Origin of the sequence: Caldibacillus thermoamylovorans (assembly GCF_000751775.1) — a bacterium.
GTDB classification, from domain to species: Bacteria; Bacillota; Bacilli; order Bacillales; family Caldibacillaceae; genus Caldifermentibacillus; species Caldifermentibacillus hisashii.
The window spans coordinates 1-19,260 of sequence record NZ_CCRF01000027.1; the positions used below are offsets into that span (position 1 = coordinate 1).

General features: G+C 37.9%; 23 protein-coding genes. 18 read left to right on the forward strand and 5 right to left on the reverse strand.

Annotated features, from left to right (window positions below):
• The 7 genes from BT1A1_RS03590 to BT1A1_RS03620 all read left to right on the forward strand — a co-directional run.
• A partial coding sequence (locus tag BT1A1_RS03590; RefSeq protein ID WP_034768212.1) for a sensor histidine kinase occupies nucleotides 1–1,007 on the forward strand: 1,007 nt, incomplete at its 5' end.
• Entirely contained in the window at nucleotides 1,004–2,422 is a 1,419-nt protein-coding gene (locus BT1A1_RS03595) for a response regulator (protein WP_034768215.1), read from the forward strand. The genes BT1A1_RS03590 and BT1A1_RS03595, both read left to right, overlap by 4 nt.
• 102 nt (nucleotides 2,423–2,524) lie before the next feature.
• Nucleotides 2,525–3,823, forward strand: coding sequence for an ABC transporter substrate-binding protein (locus BT1A1_RS03600; RefSeq protein ID WP_034768217.1), 1,299 nt, complete (start codon nucleotides 2,525–2,527; stop codon nucleotides 3,821–3,823).
• Between the two features lie 248 nt (nucleotides 3,824–4,071).
• On the forward strand, nucleotides 4,072–5,043 hold the full coding sequence (locus BT1A1_RS03605; RefSeq protein WP_034768219.1) for a carbohydrate ABC transporter permease: 972 nt from the start codon (nucleotides 4,072–4,074) through the stop codon (nucleotides 5,041–5,043).
• Entirely contained in the window at nucleotides 5,043–5,864 is an 822-nt protein-coding gene (locus BT1A1_RS03610) for a carbohydrate ABC transporter permease (RefSeq protein ID WP_034768220.1), read from the forward strand. The genes BT1A1_RS03605 and BT1A1_RS03610 overlap by 1 nt, the downstream gene beginning before the upstream one ends.
• A gap of 205 nt (nucleotides 5,865–6,069) precedes the next feature.
• Nucleotides 6,070–6,456 carry an SMU1112c/YaeR family gloxylase I-like metalloprotein gene (locus tag BT1A1_RS03615; RefSeq protein ID WP_034768249.1) on the forward strand — a complete coding sequence of 129 codons (387 nt, stop codon included), beginning with the start codon at nucleotides 6,070–6,072 and terminating at the stop codon, nucleotides 6,454–6,456.
• Between the two features lie 169 nt (nucleotides 6,457–6,625).
• A complete protein-coding gene (locus tag BT1A1_RS03620; protein ID WP_034768223.1) occupies nucleotides 6,626–7,171 on the forward strand; it encodes a cupin domain-containing protein in 546 nt (181 codons plus the stop codon).
• Between the two features lie 112 nt (nucleotides 7,172–7,283).
• Here the strand turns inward: BT1A1_RS03620 and BT1A1_RS03625 are convergent, their stop codons facing one another.
• Nucleotides 7,284–7,520 (reverse strand): aminotransferase class IV, encoded by a 237-nt coding sequence (locus BT1A1_RS03625; RefSeq protein ID WP_231553279.1) that lies wholly within the window; start codon nucleotides 7,518–7,520, stop codon nucleotides 7,284–7,286.
• A 122-nt stretch (nucleotides 7,521–7,642) separates the two neighbouring features.
• On the opposite strand from BT1A1_RS03625, the gene BT1A1_RS03630 reads away from it, so the two are divergent.
• The 3 genes from BT1A1_RS03630 to BT1A1_RS19440 are packed head-to-tail and all read left to right on the forward strand — an operon-like array spanning nucleotide 7,643 to nucleotide 8,817.
• Nucleotides 7,643–8,158, forward strand: coding sequence for a GNAT family N-acetyltransferase (locus BT1A1_RS03630; RefSeq protein ID WP_034768227.1), 516 nt, complete (start codon nucleotides 7,643–7,645; stop codon nucleotides 8,156–8,158).
• Complete coding sequence (locus tag BT1A1_RS03635) at nucleotides 8,155–8,643, forward strand: HIT family protein (protein WP_034768229.1); 489 nt, start codon at nucleotides 8,155–8,157, stop codon at nucleotides 8,641–8,643. Before BT1A1_RS03630 ends, BT1A1_RS03635 begins: the two co-directional genes overlap by 4 nt.
• A 39-nt stretch (nucleotides 8,644–8,682) precedes the next feature.
• Nucleotides 8,683–8,817, forward strand: a complete 135-nt coding sequence (locus BT1A1_RS19440; protein ID WP_268753577.1) for a hypothetical protein — start codon at nucleotides 8,683–8,685, stop codon at nucleotides 8,815–8,817.
• Between the two features lie 98 nt (nucleotides 8,818–8,915).
• Here the strand turns inward: BT1A1_RS19440 and BT1A1_RS03640 are convergent, their stop codons facing one another.
• The 3 genes from BT1A1_RS03640 to BT1A1_RS03650 form a co-directional block, all read right to left on the reverse strand.
• Nucleotides 8,916–10,730, reverse strand: coding sequence for a carbon starvation CstA family protein (locus BT1A1_RS03640; protein ID WP_034768231.1), 1,815 nt, complete (start codon nucleotides 10,728–10,730; stop codon nucleotides 8,916–8,918).
• Between the two features lie 168 nt (nucleotides 10,731–10,898).
• Complete coding sequence (locus BT1A1_RS03645) at nucleotides 10,899–11,636, reverse strand: LytR/AlgR family response regulator transcription factor (RefSeq protein ID WP_034768252.1); 738 nt, start codon at nucleotides 11,634–11,636, stop codon at nucleotides 10,899–10,901.
• 266 nt (nucleotides 11,637–11,902) lie between these two features.
• Entirely contained in the window at nucleotides 11,903–13,654 is a 1,752-nt protein-coding gene (locus BT1A1_RS03650) for a sensor histidine kinase (RefSeq protein ID WP_034768233.1), read from the reverse strand.
• A 394-nt stretch (nucleotides 13,655–14,048) separates the two neighbouring features.
• Between BT1A1_RS03650 and BT1A1_RS18485 the strand changes: the two genes are divergently transcribed.
• The 6 genes from BT1A1_RS18485 (at nucleotide 14,049) to BT1A1_RS03665 (ending at nucleotide 16,669) form a co-directional block, all read left to right on the forward strand.
• Complete coding sequence (locus tag BT1A1_RS18485; RefSeq protein ID WP_156103165.1) at nucleotides 14,049–14,189, forward strand: hypothetical protein; 141 nt, start codon at nucleotides 14,049–14,051, stop codon at nucleotides 14,187–14,189.
• On the forward strand, nucleotides 14,156–14,692 hold the full coding sequence (locus tag BT1A1_RS18490) for a hypothetical protein (RefSeq protein ID WP_156103166.1): 537 nt from the start codon (nucleotides 14,156–14,158) through the stop codon (nucleotides 14,690–14,692). Before BT1A1_RS18485 ends, BT1A1_RS18490 begins: the two co-directional genes overlap by 34 nt.
• A gap of 253 nt (nucleotides 14,693–14,945) precedes the next feature.
• Nucleotides 14,946–15,134 carry an N-acetyltransferase gene (locus BT1A1_RS03655; protein ID WP_034768235.1) on the forward strand — a complete coding sequence of 63 codons (189 nt, stop codon included), beginning with the start codon at nucleotides 14,946–14,948 and terminating at the stop codon, nucleotides 15,132–15,134.
• A 250-nt stretch (nucleotides 15,135–15,384) separates the two neighbouring features.
• The gene (locus BT1A1_RS03660) at nucleotides 15,385–15,921 is read left to right on the forward strand and encodes a DUF7916 family protein (RefSeq protein WP_051988989.1); all 537 of its coding nucleotides are present in this window, start codon (nucleotides 15,385–15,387) and stop codon (nucleotides 15,919–15,921) included.
• Complete coding sequence (locus BT1A1_RS18495; RefSeq protein ID WP_156103167.1) at nucleotides 15,918–16,070, forward strand: hypothetical protein; 153 nt, start codon at nucleotides 15,918–15,920, stop codon at nucleotides 16,068–16,070. Before BT1A1_RS03660 ends, BT1A1_RS18495 begins: the two co-directional genes overlap by 4 nt.
• Before the next feature lie 125 nt (nucleotides 16,071–16,195).
• A complete protein-coding gene (locus BT1A1_RS03665; protein WP_026684082.1) occupies nucleotides 16,196–16,669 on the forward strand; it encodes a 2-thiouracil desulfurase family protein in 474 nt (157 codons plus the stop codon).
• 273 nt (nucleotides 16,670–16,942) lie between these two features.
• Here BT1A1_RS03665 and BT1A1_RS17735 read toward each other — a convergent pair whose 3' ends face one another.
• Entirely contained in the window at nucleotides 16,943–17,200 is a 258-nt protein-coding gene (locus BT1A1_RS17735) for an SDR family oxidoreductase (protein WP_029143119.1), read from the reverse strand.
• A gap of 208 nt (nucleotides 17,201–17,408) precedes the next feature.
• Between BT1A1_RS17735 and BT1A1_RS03675 the strand changes: the two genes are divergently transcribed.
• Both BT1A1_RS03675 and BT1A1_RS03680 read left to right on the forward strand, forming a co-directional pair.
• Complete coding sequence (locus BT1A1_RS03675; RefSeq protein ID WP_034768245.1) at nucleotides 17,409–18,023, forward strand: 50S ribosomal protein L25/general stress protein Ctc; 615 nt, start codon at nucleotides 17,409–17,411, stop codon at nucleotides 18,021–18,023.
• A 185-nt stretch (nucleotides 18,024–18,208) separates the two neighbouring features.
• Complete coding sequence (locus tag BT1A1_RS03680; protein ID WP_034768247.1) at nucleotides 18,209–19,159, forward strand: methyl-accepting chemotaxis protein; 951 nt, start codon at nucleotides 18,209–18,211, stop codon at nucleotides 19,157–19,159.
• Nucleotides 19,160–19,260: the final 101 nt, after the last annotated feature.

A 19,260-nucleotide genomic window follows, 5' to 3' on the forward strand; every position in this document is an offset into this window, starting at 1 on the left:
AAGAAATAACGCTTGACTTAATTGATTTGGAATTGACGGAATACCAGTCTTTTTATCAGCAGTTGAATGAGCGAAATGATGCGTTTCGTCAATTTATTATTTATTTGTTTTTAACATCTGTTCTTTTGGCAGTCTTTTTCGCTCTTTGGTTTTCAAAAGAACTTAATGAACCAATCCAGGTGCTGACGAATATGGCCAGGGAAGTTTCAGCGGGAAAATTAGACGGAAAGACAATTGAAATCCAATCCAATGATGAAATGAAGATTTTAGGGGAAGCTTTTAATCAAATGCGCGGGAATATTCGTGAATTAATTCAGGAAATGCAAAAAAAGTCAGAGCAGGAACAACTCATGAAAGAACTGGAATTAAAACATTTACAAAATCAAGTGAATCCGCATTTTTTATTTAACACATTGAATACAATCTCAAGGATGGCTTTTTTAGAAAATGCCGATCAAACAACAAGATTGATTGAATCGGTTTCTTCCCTTCTCCGCTATAGTTTAGGAGATTTGGAGAAATCAGTACCATTACGTGAAGAGGTAAAAGTGGTAAAAGACTATTTCTACATCCAGCAAACCCGCTTTTTTGATCGAATTACCTTTCATACCGATATTGATGAGGGCTGTCTTGATACACGTGTACCGCGGCTGATTTTGCAACCGCTAGTAGAAAATGCTTTTATTCACGGGATTGAAGGGAGAGAAGAAGGTGGGGAAATTTGTTTATCAGTTCGTGATGCCGATTCCTGTATTATTGTTGAAGTGGCCGATAATGGTGTCGGGATGAGTGAGTCAATCATTCAAAAGTATCGTCATTTAACAGGAAGCGATAAAAAGAAAGGACATACCGGTCATTCGACGGGACTCGGGTTGGAAAATGTCATGCGTAGACTCCAGTTGTTTTTCGGGATGGATAATTTGGTGCAGATTTTATCGGAACCGGAAAAAGGGACAAAAATTCAGCTTCACCTGCCTAAATCGACATTGAGAGGTGATGAACAATGAATTTATCGATTGCTTTAGTGGATGATGAAATGATTGAAAGAAAAGCGATGCGTAAAATAATCGAGGACCACTTTGGGAAGACCATAATCTGCGGCGAGGCGGCAAACGGAAGACAAGCTATTCAGTTGGCCGATGAAAAAAGACCGAACATCATGTTGATGGATATAAAAATGCCGGGTATTGACGGTCTGGAAGCGATTGAACGGATTAAGGAGAAACATCCGGATATAAAGTTTATCATGATTTCTGCCTATGACTCGTTTGACTATGCAAAGCAGGCGATGAAAAAAGGAGTGAAAGAATATATCTTAAAACCGGCGACGAAAGAAGAAACCATTCAAGCTATTTTAAATGTATATCGGGAAATTGCCGAAGAACAAATGAACCAGGAGAGGAAAAAGTATGCCGCAGAAATTGCCAAAAAACATTTTTTACAACAAATAATGGACCAAAATATCACAAAGGATTTGCAGACGATAAAGCAAGAATATTTTCCGACAATGAAAGCCGGGTTCTTTCTCGTTATCGACTTGGAACGTGAAGAGGAACGGGAGATACTTAGCAGAAAAATTACGGAAACATATAGGTATTCAATTATCCAAGAAAAAAACAGAGCTCCTTTCATTATGCTTATCATGAGTGAAGACACAGTCGATAAAGCCGAGGTGCTTCGTTTTGTCAGGATGTTATTTTTGACATCAAGCGGGAAAAAATGGATGGGCATTGGTGGTATCTATGAACAGCTGCAAGACTTCCCAAGATCATTTAACGAAGCATTATTGGCACTCGGACAATTGAAGGTGCAAAATCGCGGCGGGTATGGTTTTCCGACACATACAGAGGCCGCTGTTCAAGAAATTTTGAAGGAAATACTCGATTGTTTATTACAAAATGATGTGATACGGGCTATTAAACATGTAAAGCAAACGGATGAAGAAAACTTACAACCGTTGTATGTACTAATCAAACAAAATTTACATACAAAAGGAATCGATACTCAAAATTGTTCCATAGACAATAGCAAAAGTTTGAGTGAGTGGGCGTCGTTTTTACATCAATGTTCATTATCTGTACAGCAATTTTACCGGTCTCAAGGTTATGTTGAGCGGGCAAAACAATATATCCGGAATCATTTCAATGAATTGCTAACTTTAGAACAAGTGGCGGAAAAAGTGGAATTAAGTCCCCCGTATTTTGCAAAGATTTTTAAAGAAGAAACGGGAAAAACCTTTGTTGATTATGTTACGGAATTGAGACTCGAAAAGGCTAAAGAACTGCTTTTACAAAATCAGCTAAGCTTTAAGGAAATCAGTTTTGCTGTCGGATATCGGGATCCGAATTACTTCAGTCGGGTGTTTAAAAAATATTTTCATATGTCACCACGTGCATTCCGGAACACCATCTTAAAAAAATGAAGAAATTGTTAAAATCGTACAGAAAAAAGGAGATAGGCACTTCTTTTTTATTATTATAATTGGAATGGAAGCGGTAACAAAAAGATCAGAGGGGGAGAAAGAATGAAAAAGTTTCGTATATTGTTAGCTTTCTTGCTCGTTGTTTCGTTCGCGCTGGAGGCTTGCAACAATTCGGAAAAAAGCACCGGCTCAGGCGATGGGAAAAACAATAAGGAAAGTTCTAAAGCAGCAAAGTTAGAAATTTTTAGCTGGTGGACAGGGGCCGGTGAAGAGGACGGTTTGTTGGCATTATTGGATTTATTTAGTGAAGAGTATCCGGATATAAAGGTTGAAAATGCTGCTGTAGCCGGTGGTGCAGGAACAAATGCAAAAGCTGTATTGGCCAGCCGGATGCAAGGAAATGATCCGCCTTCCACTTTCCAAGTTCACGGTGGGGAAGAATTGAATGCCAGCTGGGTTGCAGCGGGGAAAATGGAACCGTTGAACGATTTATATGAGAGTGAAGGCTGGAATGATAAATTCCCGCAAGATTTAATTGATATGGTCAGTAAGGATGGAAAGATCTACTCTGTACCGGTAAATATCCATAGAAGTAATGTTTTATGGTATAACAAAAAAATATTTGAAGAAAATGGTTTGCAACCGCCTGCCACGTTCGATGAGTTTTTTGCGGTTAGTGAACAATTGAAAGATAAAGGAATTACACCATTGGCACTTGGAGATAAAGAGCCATGGACAGCTACTCATATTTTTGAAAATATTTTACTGGCAAAACTCGGTCCGGATGATTATAAAAAACTTTGGACAGGTGATATCTCCTTTAAAGATGATCGGGTTGTAAAGTCGGCAGAAATTTTCGCTAAAATGATCGGGTATATTAATGATGATCATAGTTCCCGTAACTGGCAAGACGCTTCCCAATTAGTTGCAAACGGTGAAGCGGCCATGAATATTATGGGAGACTGGGCAAAAGGGTATTTTGTTAATGACTTGAAATTGAAAGTAAATGAAGACTTTGGCTATGTGGTAACTCCCGAAACAGACGGATATTTTATGGTCATTACCGATACATTTGGTTTACCTAAAGGTGTAAAAAATCCGGACGATGTCAAGAAATTTTTAGGTGTACTTGGGTCGGTGGAAGGTCAAGATGCATTTAATCCGTTAAAAGGTTCCATCCCTGCACGTATTGATGCGGAAGTATCAAAATATGATGAATACGGTAAAGCTGCGATGGACGATTTCAAAGCAAGCAAACTGACGCCTAGTCTGGCCCACGGTTCGGCTGCACCGGAAGGATTTTTAACAAGAGTGAACCAAGCTGTAAATATTTTTGTTACCCAAAAAGATGTTGATCAATTTATTAATGCACTGGAGACAGCCGCACAAGAGTTGAAATAGATCGGACGGAAGAAAATGGGGGGCAATCATCCCCCATTTTCCATTCAAGGATATTTTGAATGATATTTATGGAGGCAACCTTTGCATAAAAAAATCAAGAAGTCATGCGGTAGGAAGAATAAATAAATTTTAAAAAGAACTTTGTAAAAATAATCGGTAAATTTAGGCAAAACGGGATGTTTTTTGTTTTTAATGCAAATCGAATCGTCCGAAACATAGTTAAGAAGTCATGCAGAGGAGGGGTGGATATGGAACCCGCAAAAACTGTACATGTAAATCAGCAACCGATTATACAAGTAAAGAAGAGAAAAAAGCTAACAACAGATCGCTGGATGTCCATTCTTTTCTTAATACCGTCTGTTATATTAATTGCTATTTTTGTATATGGATTTATTGGTTGGACGGGATATGTATCGGTCAGTAATTGGAATACGATTGTTCCTGATTTTTCTTTTGCCGGAATGAAAAATTACCTTTATTTATTGAATGATTTTCGCTTCCAAGCTGATTTGCGTAATACACTTGCCTTTACCGTATTATTTATTGCTTTGGTTATCATTTTAGGAATGGGATTGGCGATTTTGCTCGATCAGAAACTTGTTCGTGGGGAATCCATCTTTCGCAATATTTTCTTTTTCCCGATGGCTTTATCATTTGTTGTAACCGGGGTCGTTTGGCAATGGATTTTAAACCCGTCGACCGGCATTAATCTTTTTTTGAAAAATTTTGGGATTGAACCGAAATGGTACACAGATACAAATATTTTAGCCGGATTTGAATGGGGGAAAATTGAATTTGGTCTGCCGGTTGCCATTATAGCGGTAGTCATTGCGGCAGTTTGGCAAATGACCGGTTTTGCTCTTGCCATGTATTTGGCCGGGTTAAGAGGGATTCCCGATGATATACGGGAAGCGGCCAGGATGGATGGCTGTACAGAATTTCAGCTTTATCGAAAAATTATTATCCCATTATTGAAGCCGATTACGGTCAGTGTCATTATTATGATGGCCCATATCTCGCTGAAAATTTTTGATTTAATATATGCGATGACCGGTCCGGGGGCAAATTTTGTTACCGATGTTCCGGGGGTTAATATGTTTGAAACAACGTTCCGCGGAAATTATTATGCAAACGGTGCAGCCATTGCGATAATTATGCTGTTAAGTGTTGCCATCTTTATCGTTCCGTATTTATGGAGTAATCGAAAGGGGGAATCGTAATGGGTATTTCAAAAATTCGCCGTCCCCTTTTATATATTGTTTTAATTTTATTCAGTTTCTTCTTTTTAATCCCGGTTTATGTCATGCTAGTGACAAGTGTCAAACCGCTTGATGAAGTAAACTTAGCAGACATGTGGTCACTGCCGTCAGCACTTGATTTTTCCAGTTACAGCGAGGCATTTGGAAAATTGGCTCCAAACTTGTTGAATTCCTTTTATTTAGTTATACCTGCAACCATAATATCTGCTCTATTAGGGGCAATGAATGGCTATGTAATATCGAAATGGAAGTTTAAAGGCTCGGAGATAGTATTTACGGGGATTTTGTTTGGTATGTTTATTCCTTATCAAAGTATTTTAATCCCGCTTATTCAATTTTTACGGGAAATGGGTTTGTATAATACAATAACCGGTCTTGTTTTCGTGCATGTTGTCTACGGAATTCCGATTACGACATTGATGTTCCGCAATTTTTTTGCGAATATTCCCGATGAAATGATTGAATCGGCAAAAATGGACGGAGCCGGATTTTTAGGGATTTTTCGCTATATGATTTTGCCGCTGTCGATTTCCGGATTTGTGGTAGTCGGGATTTGGCAGTTTACGAATATTTGGAATGAATTTTTATTTGCGGCAACAATTACCCAGTCCGATCAGCAGCCAATCATGGTCGCCCTGCAGAACCTGTCCGGCAGCCAAATCGTTCAATGGAATGTACAGATGGCCGGTGCTCTCATTGCCGCGTTACCGACATTGCTCGTGTATATCTTCCTTGGCAAATATTTTGTCCGCGGACTGTTGGCCGGTTCAGTGAAAGGATGATGGAACTAACCAATTTCGCCCAACTTAATCAACATAATCCCAAGAGTGAAAAAATTCTTGGGATGATATGTTTTTGAAAGCAAACGTGTTGGCAAATATGAGCAGACGCCTCTTTATGCAACAAGCCACCTTTTCCCGGGAAATTCGCTCGGGTAAAGGGTTCTTTGTTATAATTGAACAGTATAAATTACTCGGAGGTATTAGTATGAAACTGGAATTTATTCATCATGTAGCGATTATTTGTTCCGACTATGAAAAGTCAAAACATTTTTATACCAAAATACTTGGTCTTCCAATCATTCAAGAAACTTATCGGAAAGAACGGGACTCATATAAACTTGATTTAGCTGTCGGGGCGAATAGTCAAATAGAGTTGTTTTCTTTTCCAAATCCGCCAAAGCGACCAAGTTATCCGGAAGCAGCCGGTCTTAGACATTTGGCATTTGCCGTTGTGTCGGTGGAAGAATGGAAAACAGAGTTGGAAAACAAAGGCATAGACGTTGAACCGATCCGAATTGACGAGCTTACCGGTAAACGATTTACATTTTTTGCAGATCCGGATGGCCTACCGATTGAAATTTATGAAATATAATTGTTTAGACGTCTCTCAAGGATATTAAAGTAAAGTTTTTCAAGGCAAGTTATTCTTTAAAACATTGATCGAATTACATACTGGAAGCTCATTCTCTTTCCTTTTGTAAAGTACATTAACTGGGCATTTTGCATAGGATACTTTGAAAATATTTGAAGGGAATGAGAACATGTATTACTATGTTTCCTATTGTTGTCCACCTCCTTATTATGTCAATGTACCGATAAATTCTTATCGTGCGTTGCCTTTTTATGGAACCGATTCGAATGGTAACCCTCAATATCAGGCACAAAGAGTGAACAATCAGACGTCCATCAGAGATTACGGGCCGGAACCGTTTGTGGTGGATATCGAGGAAGTTACGAAGCGAAACAACACCTTCCGAACAGCCCTCTGGACCGGTAATCATTTACAGGTGACATTGATGAGTTTGAAGGTAGGGGAAGATATAGGTTTGGAAATTCACCCGGAAGTCGATCAATTTTTACGTGTAGAACAAGGTCAAGGTGTTGTTCGCATGGGAAGAAATCGTAATAACTTGAATTATGTGAGAAGAATACACGATGATTCGGCGATAATGGTCCCGGCCGGTACTTGGCATAATGTGATTAATACCGGGAATGTCCCGCTGAAATTGTATTCAATTTATGCACCACCACAACATCCACGCGGAACCGTTCACGCGACGAAAGCTGAAGCAATGGCAGCTGAGTAAGATTTACCAAAGAAACTACAAGTGAAAAGATGGATGATAGATAAAAAATTGAAGCAATCTCGTGGATAAAATGGGTTTAGAAATATGCCAAATCGTCCACGAGACCTTATCCTCACTTACTTTCGATTCGTTCAACCTCGACCCATTTTCTTACGCTATTAATCAACCAAATCTTTGTGCATGTGTTTAAGTCTGCAAGTTTTAAGGTTTTTTCGCTAATTTTCCCTTGCTTTAGCAGAAATCCCCGATATGTCCCGGCGAGAAGACCGCTTTTTACAATCGGTGTATGACCAATCAGTTCCAAAATTGAATGATATATTTTTATTATTCCATCCTGCTTTTTAAACAATTGATACCTATAAAGATAGTATACTTTAAACTTTTTCATATACAAATTGAAAACAACTGTTTCTTAACATCCGCTTATGATAAAATAATAAAAATATTTTATATAAATAAGGTGGGTTTTCGGTGGAAATTAGACTAGCGCAACTAGATGATAAGAAAGCCATTCTTTCAATTATAAAAAATGTAGTAATAGATATGAGTTCACAAGGAATCAATCAATGGGATCAAACTTATCCAAATGAAGAAGTTGTGACGGAAGATATTTTGGACAGGGAGGTTTATGTGGCTTCCGAGGATACGGTCATAAAAGGCGTCATTACATTAAATGAGTATCAAGATGAAGAATATGAAACCATTCCCTGGAAGTATAACGGAGATAAAATCTTGGTTATCCACCGGCTATGCGTGGATCCGAAATTTCAAGGAGCGGGTATTGCTACCAAGCTATTAAACTTTGCCGAGCAGTTTGGAAAAGAAAATAACTACTCGGCGATTCGCTTAGATTCCTTTACAGAAAACAAAGGCGCGTGTAGATTATATGAAAAGCACGGTTATGAAAAGCGCGGATTCGTCACGTTTCGTAAAGGGGACTTCATTTGTTTTGAAAAAAATTATAAAACCCACAAGGAGATTTTATGAGAAAAATTATCTTATCGAATGGACAAACCGTTGAAGTTGAATGTTTAAGTTGTGCGCTAACAAGTGGAGTAATGGAACCGGACGCGCAAGTTATTACCGAAACGGAATATTTTCATGCACACCAAGATGTTGCCTATCCAATTAAAGGTTTGGTAATCCTTGCATCCAAGCGGCATTTTACCAGTTTTGACGAAATGACCGAAGAAGAAAAAATGGATTATATAACGGTATTGACCAAAATTCGTAAAGCTCAGAGAAATGTTTTGGGAATTGAATATGTTTATTATTTTTATAATGAAGACACTACGCACCATTTTCATACTTGGATGGTACCAAGATATGAATGGATGTACCAGTTCGGACGTTCAATCGAATCGGTTCGCCCCGTATTACTCCATGCAAGAAATGAAATGAATACGAAAGAACACAATGAAGAAATAAGAGAAGCGATTCAGAAGTTAAGGAAAGAGCTGACGAAAATGTAAGTTTTGATGGAATGTAAATACGAAAGGTTTGATTCATCAATGAAAGTAAAAATGGCAGAGGTTTCCAATGCGCCGATTATCCATGAAGGTGTTATGGAATACAAAGATGTAGTACCGACATCGAGTGTATTAGAAGGAAACCATCTTACACATACATCTTTCAAAAACAAGTAAAACCAGAAGAAACCAGTAAATAATTTTTCCCAAAGAAGAGAAAAAGCGATGAACCATCATTGGGGATAGGAGAAAACCCCCAATGGAAAATCACTTTATTAGGCAACTTCCGATTTCGATCTCTTTACTAATTCCGGTTGAGGGATCTTCCATAACTGCGCCCATTTGGTAATGGCTGAAACCATAATGACAATACCGAGAACGAGCATAATTACGGATAGCACACCGTTGATCACATTATAGCCTGCATTTGCCGAATTTAAGTAGACGTTTTTAATCATCCAAAATCCTGCGACATTTACGGTAACATACAGATAAATGAGTGGAATTAGACAAGTCAACATATACCAGCGTTTATCGGCAATTTTCAGAATAACGGTTGCTCCAATAATTAATCCGATTGATGCCATTAATTGATTGGATACACCGAACAGGGCCCAAACAGAACTGATGTCACCCGAGAATAGCAAATATCCCCATGCAAAACAGGCAATGGCACTTGCCGTAATGTTTGCCCAGATCGAATCCATTCGTTTAAGCGGTTTGATAAAATTTCCAAAGAAGTCTTGAATTAAATAACGTGCTGTTCTTGTTCCCGCATCAATGGCCGTTAAAATAAAGACTGCTTCAAAAAGAATAACAAATTGATAGAAGTAGGCTGCTAAATTTTCAAATATTGGTACTGCTTTAAAAATGTAGGTCATCCCAACAGCAAGTGTAACAGCCCCGCCTGTTCTTCCTTCAAGATCCATATTTACTTCGTCTTCAAGGTGTGCCAAATGGACCGGTTCCATTCCTAATTCTGCATATTTTTCCGGTGATGAATTGATGGCGAAATAGTCAGCCGGCTCTAAGGAAACAGCTGCTACTAAAGCCATAACTGCAACAATACATTCTACAAGCATAGCGCCAAATGCAACCGGCTTTGCATCTTTCCAACGATTCAGCATTTTCGGTGTAGTACCGGAACCAACGAAAACGTGGAATCCTGAAATCGCTCCGCAAGCAATCGTAATGGAAACAAATGGCCATACAGGACCGGCAACAACAGGTCCCCCTCCTAAGAAATTCGTAAAAGCCGGGAATTCAATAGCTGGATTAATGGCAATGACCCCAATAATAAGTGCGGCAAATACCCCGACTTTCATGAACGTGCTTAAATAATCCCGCGGTTGTAATAACAGCCAAACCGGTAAAGCAGCTGCAAAGAAAGCATAAATAGGTAAAATAATAGCAAGTGTTTTCGTATCAAATGTCAAAAGATCGCCTAACCATGTACCATTTAAGTAATGCCCAAATACGACCGCTACCATAATTAACGTAAAACCAACAATTGTAGCAAGTTTTAAATTACCTGTTTTTCTATGGTATAAGCCAACGCCCATGGCAATTGGGATTGTGATACCGACTGCAAAAGTTCCCCAAGGATTTCTTTCCAGTGCATGTAAGACAACGAGTGAAAGCCCTGCCATTGTAATTGTTATAATAAATAACATAGCTAAACCTGTACAAAAACCGGCGACAGGACCTAATTCTTCTTTGGCAACTTCGGAAAATGACTTACCATCTCTTCGCATTGAACAGAATAAAACAACAAGGTCATGGACAGCTCCGCCAATGACGGCACCAATTAGCAGCCATAATAAGGACGGCAAATAACCAAATTGAGCCGCCAAAACCGGGCCAACTAACGGACCTGCTGCTGCAATTGCGGCAAAATGGTGACCAAACGTAACCCATTTATTTGTTGGCACATAATCCCTGCCATCATTAAATTTTTGTGAAGGTGTTGGGACTTTTTCGTCTTCCAGTTCATCAATTTTTAATACTTTTGATGCCATGAAAGTCCCGTATAATCGATAGGCTATTAATAATATACAAACAGAACCGATAACAATTGAAACCGCATTCATCGTAAAACCTCCCCACTCAATTTCTTTTACGTTACTAATTATACAAATTGAAAGCGAATTCTCCGTGTTTTCAATTTAATGTGCAAGAAATGGGGGATGAGAAACAGATTTTGAATGCTGAATGACAAAATCTTATATTGATTTGTAAACAATTCGACAAACATTGATTTAAAAGCCAATATGATTTTTCAAGTCTTTTACATATGTCCGGCTTACAGGAACTTTTGATTGGTCCTTCATTACCAGATTGTAAGTCGAATTAAACCACGGCTGAATTTCGGCAATATATTCCATATTAACAATAAAGCTTCGATGAACACGAAGAAATTTTTTGCTATGTAACTTTTTCTCCAAACTTACCAATGTTTCGTCAACCTTGTATTCATGATTGATCGTTTTAATTTTCACTTTTCCATCGGATGTTTCTAAATAAATGATCTCATCTTGAGAAAGAAGGACAATCCGGTCATCGACAATAATTGGAAATCTTCCATTATAGTCCGTTGTTAATTCATTTGCAGGCGGCATTTCTTCTTTTACGATCTTTTGAAGGTTCATGAATTTATCCAACGTTTTTTCAATCCGTTTCTCATCAAATGGTTTAAGGATATAGTCGAATGTATTTGCTTCAAATGCTTGTAGAGCGTATTCATCATAGGCCGTTGCAAAAATAATGGCCGGAGTTGGGTCAACATTTTCCAGCTGTTTTGCCAGATCCAGCCCGCTTTCTTCATCCAATTCAATATCAAGAAAGACCAGGTCGGGTTTTAGAATGATGATATCAGCGATTGCTTCCTCCATATTGTCGCTATCGCCCAACACTTTCACTTTTTTCGTTCGATGAAGTAAATATTTTAATTCATCTCGTGCTAACGGTTCATCGTCCACGATATAGGCAGTCAACATCTTTATCATTATCCTTCCTATCAGTGAGATTATAAGAGACTCAGTGCGACTCGATCCATGCTTGGCTATTCAGTGAGAATAGTTGCTAAAAGAGTCTTAGTGTAACTCGACATTTGCATGGCTGTTCAGTGAGAATATAGTTGCTAAAACGAGTTTTAGTGTGACTCGACATTTGCATGGCTGTTCAGTGAGAATAGTTGCTAAAAGAGTCTTAGTGTATCTGACATTTGCATGACTGTACATGAGATTAGTTGCTAAAACGAGTTTTAGTGTGACTCGATCCTTTCTTGGCTGCTGATTGGTATTGATATCGTTGTGCTCGTTCCTTGGTTTTCTTTACTGTCAAGGGTTAAGTAAGCCCTGTCACCATAAATCCCTTTTAAACGTTGACAGATATTAAATATGGCAGTTCCGCTCCCTTTTTTTGACTCGACAATTTGTGTACCTAAAACAACTAATTTCTCTTCAGGTATTCCCTTCCCGTTATCTTCAATGACAATCATTAATTTTTGTTGTTCCGTAAAGATGCGAATGTTGATTTCTCCTTTCTGTTTACTGCCCGGAAATCCGTAGTTGATCGAATTTTCAACAATAGGCTGTAAAAGGAACGGAGGTATTGGTATTTTTTCAAGATTCGGTTCGATTTGAAAATGGATTCGGTATTTGTCCGGAAAACGCGCTTGCACCAATGATAGATAAGCTTTCACGTTTTCAATTTCTGTTTTGAGCGGGACAAATAGTTGTCCGGCTCCTTGAAGATTTCCACGGAAAAAAGAACTTAATTCTAACAATAACTCCCTTGCTTTTTCAGGATCCGTTCGGCAAAGGGCAGAAATTGTATTCAAACTATTAAAAAGAAAATGTGGATAATTTTGGGCCTGCAATGCTTTAATTTTTGCATCTTTCAATAATTTTGTTTGTCTTTCCGCTTCGACAAGTTCCAATTGTGTGGAAAATAAGCTGGCTAAACCTGTAGCTAATTGGCGTTGAATTTGATCTAATTTTTCCGGATCCTCGTAATACATTTTTAATGTTCCGGCGACCCTGTTTTTTACTTGTAAAGGAATAACAATGGCGGCCTCCAGCGGACAATCTTGATGATGACAGGCAATATCTTCCTTTGATGTAGCGACAAAAATTTTTCCGCTTTCAAGAACCTTTCTCGTTAAAGCTGTTTCCGGCTTCGACATCGGTGTATGATGATCTGAAGCCATACCTACATGAGAAAGAACAATTTGGTTATCTGTAATGGCAACTGCATCCGCATCGGTCATATTTAAAATTAGTTTGCAAATTTGTTCACATGATTCCACATTTAATCCTTGTCGAAAATAAGGGAGTGTTTGATCGGCAATCGAGAAAACCTTATCTGTTTGATTGGCCAGTGTTCGCTCTTCTTCGCGTTTCATTAAATGGATAATATGCATAAACAACATCATACCGAGTCCATTGACCGAAATCATTGGAATACCAATGAGTTGAACGAGTTCCAGCGCTTTTTCAAATGGTTTGGCGGTAGCTAAAATAACCAGCATTTGAACCAATTCTAAAGTCATCCCGATTGCGACAGCAAAACCTTCTGTGATTTTTTTCCTTTTTGCGCCTAAATAGCCGGAAACCACTCCTGCTAATATGGTAGAGACAGAACAGGAAAAGGCTGTAAACCCGTCAAGTAAATAACGATGAAGTCCAGCAATAAATCCGGCACCCACTCCTACTGCGGGTCCGCCAAGCAAGCCGCCAATAACGACACCTAAAACCCGCGTATTGGCAATGGCGCTTTCCTGGTCGATACCTGAATACCATCCCGCATGCTCAATGGATGTATGGTTAATTTCAATCCCGGTATAATTGCTGAATACTCCAAAGGCGCCAAAAAGAATGATGAGCATTATTTTATCTTGACGAGTATGCTCTCTTTGTACAATTTGCCGGAAAGATTTTATTTGTGAAAGGAGAAATAGGGCAATAAGAATAATTCCAACCTTTTCAAGCATTAACGGAACTAAATAAAACATCTCATACATCCTTTTTATGTAAATTTTTCTAGCGTTTACGACATTTACTCTTCACCTACATTATACGTGATTTTTCGACATTTACTAAATGTAGAATTGAAATATGAATATCAGAAACTTTTTGAAAGTAATAATGAAACAGGTGCTGTATAATGTTGTATAAAGTTATTTTGCAAAATTAAGGTAGGACTTTATGGATTACTTATTTTCCATTTCGGATAAAAGGGAGTTTTAAAAGGTGGAAGGGAGTCTTTAAAAAGGGGGGGAATAATTTTATGAAAAAGTTAATCTTGCTTTTTATACTGGGTATCTTAATCTATTTTATTTTTTCAACGATATATCATATGATCGAATAGGTGCAAAACAAAAAAGTCCTTTTGAATCATTTTTTTCAATGGGTACAACGAGTTCTGTTCTCGTCACCTTTTTTGGTCAAAAACCTAACATTTTTGGCGACGAAACTTGTTCTCGTCACCGTTTTGAGGCGAAAAATGCACTATTTTGGCGACGAAACCCGTTCTCGTCACCGTTTTGAGGCAAAAAATGCACTATTTTGGCGACGAGACTCATTCTCGTCACCGTTTTTGGTCGAAAACCTCTCAATTTTGGCGACGAGGCTTGTTCTCGTCACCGTTTTTGGTCGAAAATCTCATATTTTTGGCGACGAAACCTAATCTCGTCGTCATTTTTGGTCGAAAACCTCTCAATTTTGGCGACGAGGCTTGTTCTCGTCACCGTTTTTGGTCGAAAATCTCATATTTTTGGCGACGAAACCTAATCTCGTCGTCATTTTTGGTCGAAAACCTCTCAATTTTGGCGACGAAACTTGTTCTCGTCACCGTTTTGAGGCGAAAAATGCACTATTTTGACGACGAAACCCGTTCTCGTCACCGTTTTGAGGCGAAAAATGCACTATTTTGGCGACGAGGCTTGTTCTCGTCACCGTTTTTGGTCGAAAATCTCATATTTTTGGCGACGAAACCTAATCTCGTCGTCATTTTTGGTCGAAAACCTCTCAATTTTGGCGACGAAACCTAATCTCGTCGTCATTTTGAGGTGAAAAACCTCATTTTTTGGCGACGAGCCTGAAACTCATTATAAGTGCTGATTTTGGTTTCGTCACCATAGTCACCCATGTAATTTCCAAGCTCACCACAGAGGACGAAAATGGTTTCTTCACGGGAGAAATCGAATGGATATAAAAGAGCAAAACAGTGATATAGGGAGAAGCGATTCAAAAGTTAGAAAAGAATTAATTACGAAAGGTTTGATTCGTCTATGGAAGTAAAAATTGCAGGGTATTCCGACATTATCTTGTAGAGTTCGGCTGTCAGTTCCAAGAAATATTCAACTATATCAATCATTAGGATACGAAATTTATGATGAAGAAGTAATCCATAAGCCAAATGAAATTCAAGTTAAAGTTGTTTTGATGAAGAAAATGCTGTCCACCTCAGCTGGTATTTCAATGATTAATTAGTATATGTTTCCAATGTTCCGGCAGTTTTTAATCGTAAATATGCTCAAAGATTATAAGCTGAACTTGACCGCCTCTGTTTAATAGCGTGTTCAACAATTACGTGCTTTTTTTGCTGAAGAGAACCTTTCTATTCCGCAGTTCTTTGCGAGAATCTGTAATTACTTCCGAATACTTGGGCTGTAAAAAGTAGTATAATCAAACTGCAGCTATTGTTCTCTAAAAATTAAAAAAGTAAAGGAGTTGCACGGTTGTGAAGCGAATATTAAATTGCCTTGCCTCAGATTTCACAAAAATGAACGGTAAAGATTTAAAAGCGTCTATTGAAGCGGCGGAAGGAAGAACGATGATTGCGGAAATCGTTTGTACGGCCACACCGTTATATCCCGGTTTAACCAATGCGGAATATGCAGCCGCTTTTGGAGCTGACATGATTTTATTGAATATGTTTGATGTCAATGCTCCGCGGATTATGGGGCTCGAGAATGTACCGGCTGAAAATTTGATAAGAAAATTGAAGGAACTGCTTGGGAGACCGGTTGGAATCAATCTAGAACCCGTTGATGTTCATGCGTTACCCGCAGAAACTTTACAAAAATTATTACCAACCGGACGAATTTCAACGGCTGATTCTTTAAAAAGGGCAAAAGAGTTAGGCGTCGATTTCATTTGCCTAACAGGAAATCCGCAAACAGGTGTAACGAATAATGAAATCATGCAAGCCATTACAACTGCAAAAACAATTTGTGATGACGATTGTATGATTATTGCCGAAAAAACAACTTTATGAAGGTATGGGAGGGAGCATTAATAGATGCGCCACCGTATGCTCCGACAGAAGTGTTTTATTTGGCTCGGATTAATATGAATATAGTATTTTTAAACAGTATGGTTGGAGTAAAGTATACATTACTTTTTGGCTTGTTGATTGCATTTTAACGTGTTTTTGGCGAAGTTGTCTTTGGTGTCATTTTGCTTTTTGGTTGAACCGGATCATTCAAAAGTGGTTTGAGAAACTAACCGATTTTTTTAATATTAACATAGTAAAATGGGGTTGAATATCAATGATTTTAGTTAGTTCATGTTTAGCAGGACTAGAAGTTCGTTATGACGGGAAACATTGCCTTCGTGACATAATCAAGAGGTTAGTAGATGAGAACCGCGCTATCACAGCTTGTCCGGAACTATTAGGAGGTCTTCCAATACCAAGGATCCCTGCCGAAATCATTCAAGGAGATGGCTTCGATGTATTGGATGGCCGGGCAAAAGTGGTAGATCGGTTAGGAAAAGATGTAACCGATATGTATATAAAAGGCGCATATGAGACATTAAAACTGGTACAAAAGATGAAGATCACAACTGTTGTGTTGAAAGAAAATAGTCCTTCATGCGGAAGTTCAATGATTTATAACGGTGAATTTAGCGGCAAAAAGGTACCCGGCAATGGAGTGACTTCTGCTTTATTAAAAAGAAACGGAATCAAAGTTATTTCAGATGTAGAGCTTACAGAGTTGGAAGAGTTGGAAGAAATGCTTTAATATCAAAAAAGGCACCTTTAAAGAACTAAAAGAAGAGAATAGTAAATTGCTCAACATTAGATTTTACGATTTTAGGCAGACACCCCCTTATGTATTGGAGGGATAAGTAGCTTTATTTTATGTAAAAAATTCCAAACTTTGTTAATTTGGAATTTCTCCCGGAAATTTATTCGTTCTGCACAAAAAAAAGAAAAATCCTTTCCAATGAGGTTAGAAAAATCCCCTTGGAAAGGTTTATTCCGGTTTACTCACCATGGAGAATCTGACAAAAATTTATCTTGAAGTATAACCTGCATCCAAATGAATCGTTGTTCCTGTTACATAGGATGATGCGTCGGAAGCGAGCCAAAGATTTGCTTCGGCGATTTCCCGAGCTTGACCGAATCGACCAAGTAAGCTCAATAGCGGGGCATATTCTCCTTCCGTAAAACCAAACTGTTCAATAATCTTCATCAAATTCAGCAACCGGTTTGTCATAGGATAATATGAAAGTTCAATTAACAAAACAAATAAAAAAGACTTATTGAACATTGGAAAGCCCGCAAATGGTGATTTCAAGCAGTCTCTTTCCATGTGAAGGATTGATGGGTTTGTGGTAAGAAATGTCAAATATTTGAAACCGGCGGCATCCTTTCCTATAATAAAGAAATAAGTGTATATAATTACACAATCCTTAGACATTCCTATAAAGCAAAATTTATACCTATGTCTAAAATCTTATATCGGAAGGTGACAGGAAATGAGTAATACAATAGTCGCAGAAGTACGAAAGGATTTTAGAAGTTCAGCATTGCACAAAATAAGGAGTCGAGGAATGATTCCGGCAGTGGTTTATGGCAAACATGAAGAAACGAAACCGATTGCTGTGAAAAAAAGAGAATTGCTGAAAATAATTAATGAACATGGCAGAAATGCATTAATCTCCCTCGATGTCGATGGAAAAGTAGAAACTGTGATTCTTGGAGAATATCAAGCAGACCCAATTAATCAACATCTTATTCATGTAGATTTTCTCCATGTAAGTATGTCAAGTGAAATCCATGCAAAAGTTCCTGTCTTATTAAAAGGAACTGCTAAAGGTGTTGAAGTTGGCGGTGTTGTCCAACAATCAATTCATGAACTGAACATTAAAGCGACCCCACAAAATATTCCGGAAACAATTGAAGTCGATGTTACTAATCTGGAAATTGGTCATACAATTAAGGTTGGTGATATTCGTAACCATTATCGCAATATCATAATCAATCATGAGGACGAAGATGTCATTGCAACCATTGTTTCTTCACAAATTCAAGTTGATGATCTTGAAGAGGAAACTTCCGGCGACACCGTTCAAGCGACAGTAGAAGTTTAATAAAATGATAGAAATCTTTCGCAGCCAAATGTGCCGCGGAGACGTTTGTTACAGAAAAATGATGCCTAATAGAGGCATCATTTTTTGCGGAGTAAGCTAAATAAATTATAATAAATAGGAAAAATCATATCAGAGGATTTTATGCTAAGATAATAATTATCTACTAATAAAAAGGGAGTGTCTTAATGTTTACTAGACAGAAACCAAAGCAAGAAGACATCAACTTATTAAAACAAAAAATCGATGACTTAAACCGAAAATTAGATGAGAAAGAAGATGCCTTTCAAATCTTTTTAAATAATATCCATAAAGAACTATTGTCAACGATGGAAGCAAATGAAAAAGTTAATGACGAACATCATGTCATTATGAATATGGTGGAAAAAATCAACAACGAATATCAACGAGTTGAGGAAAGTACGGTCAGAAACCATGAAACTTCGGTCCAAATGATTAAAAAAGGCAATTCCTTGATTACATCCACCGATTCGATGGTTAACGTCTCTGGGCGAGGCAAAAACTCAATTGACCAAGTAAAAGCGATCATTGATGATTTAGGAAACCAAGCAAACGTAACATTGCAAAGCATGCATCAATTAAGCGAAAGTTCACGTCAAATTGAAGAAATCGTAGGCGTTATTAGTAGTATTTCGGAAAATATCAATCTTCTTGCCTTAAATGCCTCCATTGAAGCATCAAGAGCGGGGGAACAGGGGAAAGGTTTTGCCGTTGTTGCTTCAGAAATCAGGAAGCTGGCTGAAAACACAAAAGAGAGTACAAAAAACATCAATGATTTAACGAAAAAAATTCAATTAGAAATTTTGCAAGCCAACACCAATAGCGCACGTAGCAACGACCTGATCAATCAAGGCGTAAAAGCGAATCTGCAAACGAATGAAGAAATCAGTAAACTTTTATCGATTATCAATAATGTCAAAGAAGAGGTACAGCAAATAATAAAAATTATCGAAATCCAGCAAGAAACAAGTGAAGATGTGATCAATAAATTTAAAACAGCTGCTGATTTATTCAAAGAGACTAATAAAATCATTGTCGATCATATTAAAGAAGGCGAATCAATTAGCAGCAAATTATTAGAAGCATTAAATGAAGTTGAAAAATATAAATTAGCCTGAATTATTCACAGAAATTCAGAAACTTATTATAACTTATGGATTACCAAGCCTTTTCGGCTTTATTGTAATTCATTAAAAAAATGAAAAAAGAATCCATTTCT